At 62.9% G+C, this 15267-nt stretch carries 7 protein-coding genes; 4 read left to right on the forward strand and 3 right to left on the reverse strand.

From position 1 onward, the window contains the following. Positions 1-206: 206 nt before the first annotated feature. Together AACY45_RS21555 and AACY45_RS21560 are read left to right on the forward strand one after the other, a co-directional pair. Complete coding sequence (locus AACY45_RS21555; RefSeq protein ID WP_095170940.1) at positions 207-1100, forward strand: LysR family transcriptional regulator; 894 nt, start codon at positions 207-209, stop codon at positions 1098-1100. Between the two features lie 13 nt (positions 1101-1113). Next, the gene (locus tag AACY45_RS21560) at positions 1114-1710 is read left to right on the forward strand and encodes a tRNA-uridine aminocarboxypropyltransferase (protein ID WP_339547290.1); all 597 of its coding nucleotides are present in this window, start codon (positions 1114-1116) and stop codon (positions 1708-1710) included. A gap of 101 nt (positions 1711-1811) precedes the next feature. Here AACY45_RS21560 and AACY45_RS21565 read toward each other — a convergent pair whose 3' ends face one another. The 3 genes from AACY45_RS21565 to AACY45_RS21575 are packed head-to-tail and all read right to left on the reverse strand — an operon-like array spanning position 1812 to position 6713. Continuing rightward, on the reverse strand, positions 1812-3167 hold the full coding sequence (locus AACY45_RS21565; protein ID WP_339547291.1) for an HlyD family type I secretion periplasmic adaptor subunit: 1356 nt from the start codon (positions 3165-3167) through the stop codon (positions 1812-1814). A 9-nt stretch (positions 3168-3176) separates the two neighbouring features. After that, positions 3177-5336 (reverse strand): type I secretion system permease/ATPase, encoded by a 2160-nt coding sequence (locus AACY45_RS21570; RefSeq protein ID WP_339547292.1) that lies wholly within the window; start codon positions 5334-5336, stop codon positions 3177-3179. A gap of 18 nt (positions 5337-5354) precedes the next feature. Next, entirely contained in the window at positions 5355-6713 is a 1359-nt protein-coding gene (locus tag AACY45_RS21575; protein WP_339547293.1) for a TolC family outer membrane protein, read from the reverse strand. A gap of 581 nt (positions 6714-7294) precedes the next feature. On the opposite strand from AACY45_RS21575, the gene AACY45_RS21580 reads away from it, so the two are divergent. Continuing rightward, positions 7295-12937 carry a retention module-containing protein gene (locus tag AACY45_RS21580; protein ID WP_339547294.1) on the forward strand — a complete coding sequence of 1881 codons (5643 nt, stop codon included), beginning with the start codon at positions 7295-7297 and terminating at the stop codon, positions 12935-12937. A gap of 316 nt (positions 12938-13253) precedes the next feature. Beyond that, positions 13254-15203, forward strand: a complete 1950-nt coding sequence (locus tag AACY45_RS21585) for a hypothetical protein (RefSeq protein WP_339547295.1) — start codon at positions 13254-13256, stop codon at positions 15201-15203. The last annotated feature ends 64 nt before the right edge of the window (positions 15204-15267 follow it).

The raw sequence follows: 15267 nt of genomic DNA on the forward strand, positions 1-15267 counted from the left end.
TAGACTTCGCACCTAATGCAAACCGGAATACGCCTGTAGCAGCTGCCGAGCCCGCAAGGCTGCGTTCGGCTGCGAAGCAGTCGCCCATGGGGTAATTCATTGTCCAGGATAAAACGGTTGCCCCGGATGGCGGCCGCTTCGCAGCCGAACGCAGGGTGCGCCAGCTGCTACAGAGACTGTGTCGCGATGTCATTCGGAGCTCCCTCATGGCCAACGCTTTACCCGACCTGAAACTACTGCGCATCTTCGTCAGCGTGGTCCGTCATCAGGGGTTCGCCAATGCCCAGCACGAACTCAACCTGTCGACCTCGGCCATCAGCACTTACATGAGCCAACTCGAGGCCGCGTTGGGCCTGGTGCTTTGCCATCGCGGCCGAGGCGGGTTCAGCCTGACCAGCAAGGGCGAGCTGTTTCATCAGGAGACCCTGCGCCTGCTCGGCGAGCTCGAAGGCTTCGAGCAATATGCCGCCGCGCTCAAGGGCGAATTGCGTGGCACGCTCAACCTGGGGGTGATCGACTCCACGGTCAGCGACAAGGCCTTGCCGTTCGCCGAAGCCATCGGCGCCTACACCCTGGAGCACCCGGCGGTGCATCTGCACCTGTCGGTGATGAGCCCCTACGAACTGCAACTCGGGGTGCAGGACAACCGCCTGGACCTGGCCATCGGCGCGTTCTCGACCCGCATGAGCGGCCTGGTCTACATGCCGCTCTATCGTGAGCAGCACTGGTTGTATTGCAGCAACCGCCACCCGTTGTTCACCGAGCGGCGCATCCCCGAGCAGTTGATTACCCAGCAACGCATGGTCGGACGTGGCTACTGGAGCCAGGCCGAGCTGGCCCGCCACGGCTTCAAGCACAGCGCCGCGACGGTGGACAGTATGGAAGCGCAGTTGATTCTGGTGCTGTCGGGGGCCTACATCGGCTACCTGCCGGAGCACTACGCCCAGGCTTGGGCAGACAAAGGCGATCTGCGGGTGCTGCTGCCGGCCACCTTCGGCTACCAGGCACCGTTTTCGATGATCGTGCGGCGTGGCCGCAGTCGAGAGCCCTTGATCCAGACCTTTCGTGACTTGCTCAAAGCCCAACTCAATCAGGCCTGATGGAGAGAATTTCATGTCCAGAAGCCAATGCCCGCGCTGCCTGCGGCCCGACAGCCACTGCCTGTGTCCGCTGATTCCCAGCCTCGACAGCCGCACCCGGGTGTTGCTGTTGCAGCACCCCAGCGAGGTCAACCACGCCTTGAACACCGCGCGTCTGGCGGCGTTGGGCTTGAACAACGCGCAGTTGGTGGTCGGCGAGGTGTTCGAGGATTTGCCCGGGTTACTCCATCAGCCGGGCTACCAGGCCTGCCTGTTGTTTCCCGGCGAGGGGGCGCCAACGCTGCAGGCCTACACGCCCGCCGGGCAACCCCTGCTGCTGGTGGTGCCCGACGGCACCTGGCGCAAGGCGCGCAAAATGCTCCACCTCAATCCGCTGCTGGCGGCCTTGCCGCGCGTGACCCTGGCCGAGTGTGGGGTGTCGCGCTATCGCTTGCGCAAAGCCCCGGGGCCGGGGGCCTTGTCGACGGTGGAGGCGATTGTCCAGGCGTTGCAGGTACTGGAGGCGCCAACCTCGTTCGAGCCATTGCTAAAACCCTTCGACGCGCTGATCGAGGGGCAGATTGCGGCGATGGGGGAGGCCGTTTACCAGAGGAATCATGGTTCGAGGTAGGGGAGTTTTTATGGTCGCGTTCGGTCAGGCGAGACGCGTTATCGTTGACGTCCATCGCGAGCAGGCTCGCTCCCACAGAAGATGTGCGGCCAGCGCAGCATTTAGCGTTCGCGCATGGCCTCGGTCCGCGCTTTCAAGACCGGTTTGAGCAAGTAGTCCAGCACGCTCTTCTCGCCGGTAATGATGTCCACGGTCGCCACCATCCCCGGGATGATCAGCAGCGGCTTGACGTCGCCCCCCAGGTGATTTTTGTCGGTGCGTACCTGGATCAGGTAGAAGCTGTTGCCCTTGTCATCGGTGATGGTGTCGGCGCCGATCAGTTCAAGCTTGGCGCTCAAGCCGCCGTAGATGGTGTAGTCATAGGCGCTGAACTTGACCATGGCTTTCTGTCCGGGATGCAGGAAGGCCACGTCCTGCGGGCGGACCTTGGCCTCGATCAGTAGGTTGTCTTCCAGGGGCACGATCTCCAGCATATCGCTGCCGGGCTGGACCACGCCGCCGATGGTGTTGATCTTGAGCACCTTGATGATCCCATGCACCGGCGAGACCACCGTGGTGCGGGTGACCCGATCGTCGATGGCGATGCTGGTGGCGGTGATTTTTGACAGCTCGGTGCGCTTCTCGTTGAGCTCCTTGGCCGCGTCCGAACGAAACCCCTGCACCGATTCGTCGAGCTTGCTCTTGATCTCGTCGATGGCTGACTCGGCGCGCGGAATGGCCAGGGTGGTCGCGTTCAGCGAGCCACGAACTTCCACCGCACTGCGTTTGAGCCGCAGGATTTCCACCGGCGACACCGCGCCGGTGCCCACCAGCGGCGCAGACATGTTCATTTCCTGGTTGAGCAGGGCCAGGCTTGAGCTGTATTGCCCCTGTTTCGAGCGAAACTCCGCCAGTTCCTGGGTTTTCTGCCGAAGTTGTTCGCTGAGGGTTCGCTGTTCGCTGGCCAGTCGACGCTGCCGTTGTTCAAACAGCGAGCGCTCGTCTTCGGCGACTTGCGGGGCCTTGGCGATCACCTCGGGGGAGAGTTTGAACGGCCGCCCCTCGGCTTCGGCGGACAGACGTTCGACCTGGGCGGTCAAGGCATACCGATCGGCCTCGCTCTCGCCCTTGTTTGACAGGAATCGCGTGTCATCGAGGCGCAGCAAGGTGTCGCCCTTGTTCACCATCTGTCCTTCGCGCACGAAGATCTCGGTAACGATCCCGCCTTCAAGGTTCTGGATCACCTGCACCTTGCTTGAAGGAATCGCCTTGCCTTCACCCATGGTGACTTCCTGCAGCACCGCAAACCTGGCCCAGACCACGGCGCTGATGATCAGCGCGGCGGCAAGCCACACGGTGACCCGCGACCAGCACGGCGAATCCTGCAGCGAGGCGCTGGCGGTTTCCGGCATGAACTCACTTTCGGCACTTTTGCCGAAACTGCCAAAGTAGCCGCGATCACCTGTAGGCCCGGACATGTGCCACTCCTAGACGGCCGCAGAGCCGACACGGCCCTTGCGCAGTGCATCGATAACCGCTTCTTTCGGACCGTCGGCGACGATGCGTCCGTTGTCCAGCACCAGCAGCCGGTCCACCAGGCTGAGCATCGAGGTGCGGTGGGTGATCAGCAGCAAGGTCTTGCCCAGGACCTGGGCCTGCAGTTTCTGGCGCAGGACGTCTTCGCTGCTGTTGTCCATGGCGCTGGTGGGTTCGTCGAGCACCAGGATCGGCGGGTCGAGCAGCAGGGCCCGGGCCAGCAGCACCGCCTGGCGCTGGCCGCCGGACAGCAGTTGGCCACGTTCGCCCACGGGGCGGTCAAAGCCCTGGGGATGCTGGCGGGCCAGTTCAGTAACGCCGGTCAGTTCGGCGACTTCGAGCATGCGCGCATCACTGATGTAGCGTGCGCCGAGGGTCAGGTTGTCGCGCAGGCTGCCGGCCAGCAGCGGCAGGTCGTGCGCGACGTAGCCGATCTGTTGGCGCAGGTCGGCGACATCCAGTTGCCGCAGGTCCAGGCCATCGAGCAGCAACTGGCCTTCGTCCGGGGCATAGAAGCCCATCACCAGGCGCGCCAGGGTGCTTTTGCCCGATCCGCTGCGGCCGATGATGCCGATCCGCTCACCAGGCTTGAGGCTGAAACTGACCGTGGCCAGCGCCGAGGCGCTTTGCCCCTGGTAGTGGAAGGTCACGCCGCTGACGTCCAGCGCCCCTTGCAGTTGCGTCCGTTCCAGGGGCCGCTGCCCGGCGTCGCGTTCCTGGGGCAGGGACATCAGCGCATCGGTGCTTTTCATGGTCAGTTGGGCTTGCTGGTAGCGGGTGATCAACCCGGCAATCTGCCCCAGCGGCGCGAGCACCCGGCTGCCGAGCATGTAGGTCGCCACCAGTGCGCCGACGCTGAGGTTGCCGGCGATGATGCTATAGACCCCGGCGACGATGGTCGCCATGCCGGAGAATTGCTGGATGAACAGGGTGCCGTTGGTGGCCAGCGCCGCGAGGTTGCGCGCGTGGCTGTCGAGGCGGGTCAGGGCGCCGTGGGTGCTTTCCCAACGGTGCTGGCGTTCGCTCTCGGCGCTGCAGGCCTTGAGGGTTTCCAGGCCGCCGAGGGTTTCGATCAGCAGCGCCTGGCGTTCGGCGCCCAGGGCCAGGCTCTTGTGCACGGTGTCGCGCAGGCGGGACTGGATCAGCAGGGCGAAGAGGATGGTGATGGGGAAGGCGAGCAGGGGGATCACCACCAGCCAACCACCGAGCAGGCCGATGACTACCAGCATCAGCACGGCAAACGGCAGGTCGATCAGGCTGGTCAGGGTCACCGCCGTGAGAAATTCACGCAGGCCCTGGAAGTCGTGGATGCTTTGGGCAAACCCGCCGATGGTCGCCGGCCGGGCTTTCATCGCCATGCCGGTGATGCGCTCGAACAGGGTCGCGGACAGGATCACGTCGGTCTTGCGCCCGGCGGTATCGAGCAAGTGCGCGCGCACCACCCGCAGCACCAGTTCGAAGCCGGTACCGATCAGCAGGCCGATGGACAGTACCCACAGGGTCGAGGTGGCCTGGTTCGGCACCACCCGGTCGTAGGTCTGCATGACGAACAACGGCACCATCAAGCCCAGCAGGTTGATCAGGAAACTCGCCAGGATCGCATCGCTGTACAGCCAGCGGGACAACTTGAGGGTGTCGCGAAACCAGGCGTCGACCCGCGGCACCAGGGGGGAGCGCAGCTCTTCGAGCTCATGCCGGGGGCGGGCGAACAGCGCCTGGCCACTGTAGGCTTCGGCCAATTCTTCGCGGCTGACCCATTGTTCGCCACCTTCGGCCTCGCTGGGCAGGATCAGCGCCTGGCCGTCCTCGCCCCAGCGGCGCAGGACCGCGCAGCGGCGGTCCTTGAGAATCAGCAGGACCGGCAGGTTGAGCGCCGACAGTGACCCCAGTTCACGGCGCAGCAAGCGCGCCTGCAGGCTGGCCCGGGCGGCGGCGCGAGGCAGCAGGTCGAGGCTCAGGCGTTGCTTGTCCAGCGGCAGTCCGGCGCTCAGGCTGGCCCGGCTGACATTGCAGCCGTGCAGCTTGCACAGGATCAGCAAGCCATCAAGCAACGGATCATCAAAGCTCAGGCGTGGGTCGGCGCCAGTGTTGCCGGGTTGCATGCTGGTCAATTCGGGTACCCCGGTTCGCTAGCGCATCTCTGGCAGACGGGCCTGGCTTTTCACGTCGCTTTGCGCAATCGCTTCGGCCGGCACCACCACCTTGGCTTTGCTCAGCAGCTCGCCCATGTTCGCCAGGATCCGGTACATGGAGAATTCCTCGGTGTAGCGCACTTCGGTGTAGCGGCGATTGGCGTTGTACAGCTCGTTTTCACTGTCCAGCAGGTCGAGCAGGGTGCGTTGGCCGAGGCCGAACTGATCCTGGTAGGCGGCGCGCACGCGCATCGTGGTGTCGGCGTACTCGCGTGCGGTGGGGGTTTGTTTCTTGGCGTTGACCATGGCGTTCCAGGCCAGGGTGATGTTCTCGTTGAGCATGCGCAGGGCGTTGTTGCGGATGTCCATGGCCTGGTTGATCTTGTGCGCATTCGATTGCAGGCGGGCCTTGTCGCTGCCGCCGCGCAACAAGTTGTAGTTCATGACCACGCCGACGCGCCACTGGTTGTCGTGGCCCTGGTCCCCCTGGATATTGTTGTTGGCGCCCACGGCCGCCTCCGCATCGAAGCGCGGGTAGAACGGCGACTTGGCGACTTCGTACTGGCTCTCGGCGGAGTTCACGTCGGCCTCGGCCGATTTCAGGTAGGGGTTGTTTTCCATCATTGCCTGGCGGGCATCCGGCAGGCTTTGCGGGACCTCGCCGCGAATCGAGGGCAGGCTTTCCAGCTCGTCGGGCATGCGCCCCACGGCGCTGAAGAAGTTGGCCTCGGCATCGGCAAGGTCGACCTGGGCGGTGTCCAGGTTGTTTTCCGCCAGGGCGCGACGGGCCCTGGACTGATCGAGGTCGGCATTGCTGCCCACGCCGCGCTCGGTGCGCAGGCCGATCTGGTCGTTGACCCGCAAGTGCGCCTGCAGGTTGTTGGTGGCCAGGGTCACCAGTTCGCGGCGCTTGAGCACTTCCAGATACACCTCGATGGTGCGCAGGGCCAGGCTCTCGGCGGTGCCGCGGGTGTAGTAGGCCCGGGAGTTGACGATGGCCTGGGTGCGCCCGACTTCATTGGCGGTGTTGAACCCGTCAAACAGCATTTGCCGCAGGCGCAGTTCCGACTGGGTGTACCAATTGGTTTCGGTGTGGTGATTACCCTGGGCGCGGGAGTTGGTGTTGTCGCTGTAACCACGGCCGTAGCCGGCGTTCAGGTCGAGGGAGGGATAAAAACCGCCCTTGGCGACTTTGACATCCTCATCCGCAGACAGGCGATTGTTCTCACTGGCGTGCAGCTCCGGGTGATTGTCCAGGGTGCTTTGAATCGCCTCGGTCAGCGACATGGCCTGGGCCTGTTGTGCGCAGGCCATGGCGATGAGAATCGCGCTGCAGAGCGGGGTGAATACGCGCATGGGGTGCCTCTCCCTGTGACTAATGGTGCTGGGATGTCGCCAATTATTTGGCGTTATTTGCGGCTGAAACCGTATCAAGCTTGTAACAACAGAGCTAAGAACATCCTAGGCAGAAGCTAAGAAGGATTTCTCATAACGCATATGCCGAAAAAAACTTATGCGCCTTGAAAAAACCGGCACATTGTTCCCTGCACAAGCCTTGTATTTATGAGCTCTAGGGAGCTTGGCGAGGCTGAGTAAGGTTCCAACACTTTTGCAACATAGGGTGGAGAAGCGCTGGAGGGGATGGAGGTTGAACGGTTTTCTGGCGACAAAATATTGTCACTTTCCCGGAAAATCACCGTCAGCCACCCTCGTAGAACGGCTAGGCGGCGCTGAGTGAATGATTTCACTCGGTTTTGTTCCGCAAACACCAGCCCGCCTGCGTAGGCACGCGAGGCCAGATCAACGTCAGGCAAGGGCTTGTACCTTGAAGTGCAAGTGCTGCCAGGCAGAAGGTCCGTCCCGCAACCCGGCAAGGCCCCGCATGCTTTCTCTGCATAACCCAGATGCCGATGGATGTCGGCAGCGGAGGAAGGCTCATGGCAACGCTCATCGCAATCGTCAGCAAGGTCGTAGGTCAGGTGTTCGCTGTGGCGGGTGATGGAACCCGACGCGCCCTGGTTGAAGGGGATCGACTGTTCGCCGGGGAGCAGTTGGTGACCGGGGCCGAGGGCGCCGTGGCGGCGCGTCTGCAAAACGGTCAGGAGCTGACATTGGGGCGCGGCAGCAGCCTGCCGATGAGTGCGCAACTGCTGGCCCATCAACCGGCGCATGTCGACGCCAGCGAAGCGGTGACGCCCAGCCAGGCGCAACTGAGCGATGTCGAGCAAGTGCAGCAGGCCATCGCTGCCGGTGCCGACCCGACCCAGGTCGCTGAAGCCACCGCCGCCGGGCCGGGCAGCACTGGGGCCCCCGGGGCGGCCGGTGGCGGTCACTCGTTTGTCTTGCTTGAAGAAGTGGCGGGGCGGGTCGATCCGGTGATCGGCTTCCCGACGGCCGGTTTCAACGGCATTCCCGAGTTTGTCCCGCAACGCCTGGCGGGTTCACCTGAGGATGGCGGTGACGACACGGGCACTGGGCCCTCGGTCAACCCTCTCGCCCCCGTCACGCCCGTCAACCCTGAATTACCGGTGACCCCGCAGTTGCCGGAGAACGAACCGGTGACCCTGTCCGGCCTGTCGGTGGTGGGCGGTGAGTTGACCCTCAATGAAGCCAATCTGACCCAGGGCTCGGCCAGCAATCCGGGGGCCTTGACCCAGAACGGTACCTTCAGTATTTCTGCGCCGGATGGCTTGCACAGCCTGAACATAGGCGGCATCAGCATCATCAGTGGCGGCGTGGCGGTGGGTTTGCCGCAGTCGATCACCTCGGCCCTGGGCAACACCCTGACCATTATCGGTTATGACCCGGCAACCGGCGTGGTCAGCTACAGCTACACCCTGGTGGGCAATGAAACCCACTCGGCAGGGGACGGCAGCAACAACCTCAGTGAGCATTTCACCGTGGTCGCCAGCGACGTCAATGGCGATACGGCCACCAACACCCTGGACATCAACATCACCGACGATGTGCCCCACGCGTTTGACGACGGCAATGGCGTTGCCGCCTCCGAAGCGCATTTGATCCTGACCGGCAACGTGCTGGACAACGATGTGCAAGGGGCCGACCGGGTCGTCACCGGGCCCATCACCCCCGGAACCTTCACCGGTACTTACGGCACCCTGGTGCTGGCCGCCGACGGCAGCTACCGCTACACCCTGCACAGCAGCGATCCAGCGTTTCTCGCGCTCGAGGGCGATGTCACCGAAACGTTCACCTACACCCTGACCGACGCTGACGGCGACAGCAGCAGCGCCAACCTGGTGCTCAACGTTCACAACAACGACGACCCGGTCCTGATCGACGGCCTCAAGGCCCAGGGCGGTGAACTGACGGTCTACGAAAGAGCCCTCAGCGACGGCTCGACCCCCGGCACGCCTGCGCTGACCCAAAGCGGCACCTTCACCGTCACTGCACTGGATGGTGTGCAAAGCCTGACTGTGGGCGGGATCAATGTGGTGACCGCAGGCGTCACCGCCGGCTTCCCACAAACCTTCACCACCGCGCTGGGCAACACCCTGACTATCACTGGCTATGACGCGGCGAGCGGGGTGGTGAGCTACAGCTACAGCCTCAACGACAACGAAAACCATCCCACCGCCAACGGCATCAACAGCCTCAGTGAGTCGTTCACGGTGACGGTCACCGACAGCAACGGCAGCACTGCCAGCGACTCGCTGGACGTGAACATCGTCGATGACGTGCCGCAGGCCGAGGACGACGGCAATGCCGTGAGCGCCACGGAACTGCACACGGTCCTCACGGGCAATGTGCTGGACAACGATGTGCAGGGCGCCGACCGGGTCATCAGCGGCCCGGTGACGGCCGGTACCCTGGCGGGCGCTTATGGCCAACTGGTACTGGCAGCGGGCGGCTCTTACACCTACACCGTCGACCCGACCAGCCCGGCCTTTCTGGCGCTCACGGCCGATGCCCAGGAAACCTTCACCTACACCCTGACAGACGCCGATGGCGACACCAGCACCGCGACCCTGACCCTGACCGTGCACAACAACGACGACCCGGTCCTGATCGACGGCCTCAAGGCCCAGGGCGGTGAACTGACGGTCTACGAAAGAGCCCTCAGCGACGGCTCGACCCCCGGCACGCCGGCACTGACCCAAAGCGCCACCTTCACCGTCACTGCACTGGATGGCGTGCAAAGCCTGACTGTGGGCGGGATCAATGTGGTGACCGCGGGTGTCACCGCCGGCTTCCCACAAACCTTCACCACCGCGCTGGGCAACACCCTGACTATCACCGGCTATGACGCGGCGAGCGGGGTGGTGAGCTACAGCTACACCCTCAACGACAATGAGGACCACCCGACGGCCAACGGTGCCAACAGCCTCAGCGAACACTTCACGGTCACCGTGACCGACAGCAATGGCAGCAACTCCAGCGATACGCTGGATGTGAATATCGTCGATGACCTGCCAACCGCCAGCCCCGATAGCGCCACGGTGGGCGAGGGCGCGACAGTGAACATTTCGGTGCTCGGCAACGACGTCAATGGCGCCGACGGGGCGGCCACGGGCGGTGCGGTGGTCGGCGTGCGGGCGGGTGGCAATACGGCGACCTCGGCCCTCGGTGGCCTGGGCGATCAGATCCAGGGCACCTACGGCTACCTGACGCTGGATGCCGCCGGCAATGCGGTCTACCACAGCACCGCCAACGGGGTCTGCCCACCCGGGGCAACGGACGTGTTCACCTACACCATCCGCGATGGCGATGGCGACGAAAGCACCACCACCCTCACGATCAATGTCACCGACAGCGGCCTGATCGCCTGCGTCGACGCCTGCCTGACGGTCTACGAAAAAGCCCTGGACCTGAGCCAGGATGGCCAGGACCTGGCCCCGGGCATGGTCATCGGCAGCGACCCGACATCCACCGGCGAAACAGCCCACGGTTCGTTGGTCGGCTCGGTCAGCGGTGGCAGCGGGGCGCTCACCTACACCCTGGTGGGCAGCGCCACCGGCACCTACGGGCAAATCCTGCTCAACCCCGACGGCACCTACACCTACACCCTGACCTCGGCACCGAAAACCGCAGGGGGCAACGACGGGCCGAACATCCTCACCGAGAGCTTCACCTACAAGGTCACCGACGCCCTGGGCAATACCGCCACCAGCAGCGTGGTGGTCAACATCGTCGATGACGTGCCCCGGGCCCAGCACTCCGAGCGTTCGGTAACGGCGGTGGGGATCGACTCCAACCTGCTGCTGGTGATTGATGTGTCCGGCAGCATGGCCGACCACTCCGGTGTCTCGGGGCTGTCGCGCATGGACTTGGCCAAACAGGCCATCAGCGCCTTGCTCGACAAGTACGATGCCTTGGGTGACGTGAAAGTGCAGATCGTCACCTTCAACAGCAGCGCCACCGAGCAGACCTCGATCTGGGTCGACGTGGCCACCGCCAAGTGGATCATTTCCACTCTCCACGCAGACGGTGGGACCAACTACGACGACGCCCTGGCGGCGGCCAAGTTGGCGTTCGTCACGGAAGGCAAGCTGGCGGGAGCACAAAACGTCGGCTACTTCTTCTCCGACGGCAAACCCAATGATGGCTGGGGAACCGGCCCGTCGGACGAGGTGGCCTGGAAGGCTTTCCTCGACGCCAACGGGATCAAGAACTATGCGATCGGCCTGGGCGACGGCGTCAGCAGTGGCAACCTCAACCCGCTGGCTTATGACGGCAGCAACCATGTCAACACCAATGCGCACGTGGTCACTGACCTCAACCAGCTCAACGCGGTGCTGTCCGGCACCGTCGGTGGCGCACCGATCAGCGGGTTGCTGATGGGCGAGGGCGGTTCATTCGGCGCCGATGGCGGCTTTATCAAGACCATCATCATCGAGGGCACCACCTACAGCTTTGATCCCGACGGCGACAACCACAAGGGCGCGCTGACGGTGCTCGAAGGCTTCAATCGGGGCACCTTCAACACCCTGGACAACAGCCTGACCATCGCCACCACCAAGGGCGGCACGTTGGTGATCAACCTCGACACGGGCGAGTTCACCTACACCTCGCAGACCACCACTTCGGTGGTGCTCACCGAGCAGATCGCCTTCACCGCCAGTGACTACGAAGGCGACCTGGCCAGCCGCACTCTGACCATCAACATCCTGCCGAACGCGGCACCGCTGGCGGTGGATGACCAGGTGATCACCAACGTGCTGTCGAAACACATTGCGGTGCCGGTCGAAGGCTTGCTGGGCAATGACACGGACGCCAATGGCGACCACCTGAGCGCCACGCCCACCACCTTCAACACTGGCTGGATTGCCAAGGGCGAGGACTTTACCGGCAGCGGCGCGATCAACTTCACTGGCACCCAGAACAACTTCGGCAACCGTAACCTGGCGGATGTGCGCAGTGCCTTTGCCGCGGACACCGCTGCCATGACCGCGCTGCTGGTGATCAGTGGTTACCTGGGCCAGGTCAGCAACGCCAATGCCAACGATGAGGACTTCATCACCGTCACCCTGAAAAAGGGCGAGACCCTCAATCTGGACCACAACCTGGCGGCGGGGCACATCAGCCTGGAGTACTCGCTCAACGGTGGCGGGTTCCTCGGCATCGACAATCACAGCACCCTCAGCGCCGCCGAGGACGGCACCTACCGTATTCACGTGAGCAACCTGAGCAATAGCAGCGGTAGCCACGTCAATGCCGCGCAGAACTACCAGTTGAACCTGACCGTCAACTACGCCGGCGCCCATGAAAGTTCGCCAGATTTTGTAGGCAGCTATACCGCCAGCGACCACCACGGCGGCAGCGACTCGGCTGCCGTGAGTATCAGCTACCAGGCCGGGCATACCCTGACCGGGACCGCGGGCGACGACGTGCTGTTGGCCGGTGGCGGTGACAATCTGCTCAATGCTGGCGACGGCAACGATGTGCTCAGCGCCGGCAACGGCAATAACCAGTTGCACGGCGGGGCCGGCAACGACCTGTTGTTCAGCGGCCTGGGCAACGATCTGCTGGACGGTGGCGACGGCATCGACACCGCCAGCTACGCCCATGCCAGCGCCGGGGTGGTGGTCAACCTTGGCTTGGCCGGTGCGCAGAATACGGGCGGGGCGGGGCTCGATACTCTGACGGGGATCGAGAACCTGATCGGTTCGACGTTCGACGACACGCTGATCGGTAATAACAACGCCAATACCCTGACCGGCGGTCTGGGCAATAACACCCTGACCGGCGGCGGTGGGGGCGATACCTTCCAGTGGTTGCACGGCAACAGCGGGCACGACCTGGTCACCGACTTCACCCCGAGCACCGACAAGCTCGACCTGTCGCAACTGTTGCAAGGTGAAGCCGCGACGGCGTCTTCGCTGGATGACTACCTGCACTTCAGTGTCACCGGCAGCGGTGCGTCTGTGGTCACCAGCATCGACGTCAAGGCCGCGCTCGGTGCGCCATCGACCCAGACCATCGACCTGGCGGGTGTCAACCTGGCCGACCACTATGGCGTCACGCCGGGGGCCGGCGGGGTGATCGCCAGCGGGCACGACACGGCGACCCTCATCAACGGCATGCTCAACGACCATTCGTTGAAGGTCGATACGGTCTGAGCGCAAACGAGGGCCCAGGAGCGAGGGCTCCGGGGCTCTCGCTCCCCCTCGATGGGTAGCCGTTGCGGCCGCCCGGTCGTGGTTTTTGTTTGTCCGCTAACCATTGAACCTTGCACGCCAGGCTGCCTCTACGGTCATCGGGGCTGGCAAGGCGTGGGGGGGCTGATCTCCGACGAACGGTAGCAAAACCTGTTATTTCTGACAGTAGCCAGGGGGGGGGGCGTGGGCATTAAATGACTGCAGCCGTTCAGGTCATGTCCAGGGTGGGCATGGTCAGCGACGGCCAGGTATTCACCTTCAGTGAGGAAGGTCAGTCATGTCCGCGCCCCTGACACCGAACGATTCGCAGTCACCCCAGAGCGCTCCTGATGCTGATCTGGAAGCGCCGAAAGTACCCATGGTCCTCGATCCGGATGACCCGGCCGGCTTGCTGCCAATCAGGGCCTTGGGGCGCGACCTGGATGTCACCTTCATGGGCTGGGCCTTCACCACAGTGCCTGGCCGGTGGGACCTCGTCGAGCTGGGATTCACCCCGTTCGGCTCGATCTTTGTCAGTGTCAACCAGCGGCTTTATCCCAGTCTGGTGCCGGTCGATTTACCTCAAACCCTCACGGTCCCCAGGGAATTGTTGAAAGAAGGGGTGTACGAAGTCTCGATACGGGTCTCTCCCAGCCTACAAAACCCCCTGGAGTCCCCCAGGACAAAGATCACCATCGACACCACCAAACCCGACTTTGGTAACACCCCCGACCCGGTGGTGTTCCCGGCTGAGTTGAACGGCATCATCACCGAGGCGGATTTGCTCCCGGACGGGCAAATCATCGTCGATGTGCCGTTTTACACAGACGTCCAAAGGGGAGATCGCGCGGTCTATTTCTGGACCGATAAACCGATACCCCCCGATAGCGAAACCGAAATTCGTGAGCAGGAATTCAGTCAGGAAGACATCGACAATGGGCGTTTGGTTATCACGGTGTATGCCGACGAGATCCGAGCCAAGGGCTCTGGTATACGCTACATGTACTACCGGCTCAGGGATCGAGCCGGCAACATCGGGCCAAACTCCAGGTTGGCCGATATCTTCGTCGACTTGACGCCGCTACCGGGTGCGCTGCCTGCACCCAAGGTCCCCCTGTCGCCAAGGGACCGGGTTGATCGCCAGCAGGCACGGGATGGAGTGTGGGTCGAGTTTGAACGGTACGACTCTGCCGATGCTGCGCACTTTGTCGCGGCTACGTGGGATGGAACGCCACTGGCCGAGTTCCCGGTCGACCCCGCGGGTTTTCCCTTGTCGACCCCCGTGCCCTGGACGGTTCTCCAGGCCCAGGGGGATGGGCCATTACGTGCACGGGTGCAATACCGGATTCGGCATAGCGCAGGTTACAGCCTGCCTTCCCCGGATATCTCGGTGGCCGTCAACCTGACGATTGCCGGGCAAGACCATGGGGCTGCCCCCGCACTGGTCAATGGGACGCTGGCCAAGGTGGAAGTTCGGGGGCGCAAGTCCGATTCACCCAATACCTTGCTCGGGATCGACTTTGGCCTGTCGGCGAAGGCAACACTGGCGCTGTATGACGATCCCAATCCCTTTGAGGTGATTGAGCTCTACTGGGGGAGCATCGCCACGCCGGTGGCTCGTTATGAGGTCAAAGGGGGCGACTTTGCCGGCAAGCTCATTGAGCTGGAAGTGCCTTGGAGTGCCATTGAGCCTGACCTGCAGAACCCGAAACTACCGGTCTACTACACCACCAGCAATGGGGTGAATGAACAGCAATCGCTGGTGACTGAGGTCAACGTGTCCATTGTGGTCATTACTGATCTCAAGGCGCCGACCTTTCCCCATGGTGGAAAGGAGGGCAGGCTCGATTGTTGTGCCAAGCCCAGGTTATGGGAAGGCGTTACCGTGCACGTGGCCGCTCATCCGGCTTTTTCCGCTATGGACGAGGTGGTGCTGTATTGGCAGGGCTGCTGGGGGCTCAATGGTACCGATCCGATTGCGGGCGCAGATGAGGCGTTTTCAAAGGTACTCAGTGACTCGGAGGCGGCTAACGGATTTGATTTTGTTGTAGATGATTATGAAAGGTTGATTGCGCCTATGGTGAATGACGGTTCAGGACTGGCGTACTACGTTCTTAATAAACGTTCTGGTGGAGCGGGGAGGTCCAAGTCGGACTTTGTCGTCATCAACAGAACCATGCCCAGTAGTGAAGTTTGTTCGCCAACTAATGATATCTGTCCTGAGTCGATAAGGCCCAAAGGTAAATAGCTAGGCGGGCGATGGCTGACATTTTATTGCATGCGTTTTTATAGTCTTGGAACTATGTGTTTAT

Origin of the sequence: Pseudomonas sp. RA_35y_Pfl2_P32 (assembly GCF_963970735.1) — a bacterium.
Taxonomy (GTDB): domain Bacteria; phylum Pseudomonadota; class Gammaproteobacteria; order Pseudomonadales; family Pseudomonadaceae; genus Aquipseudomonas.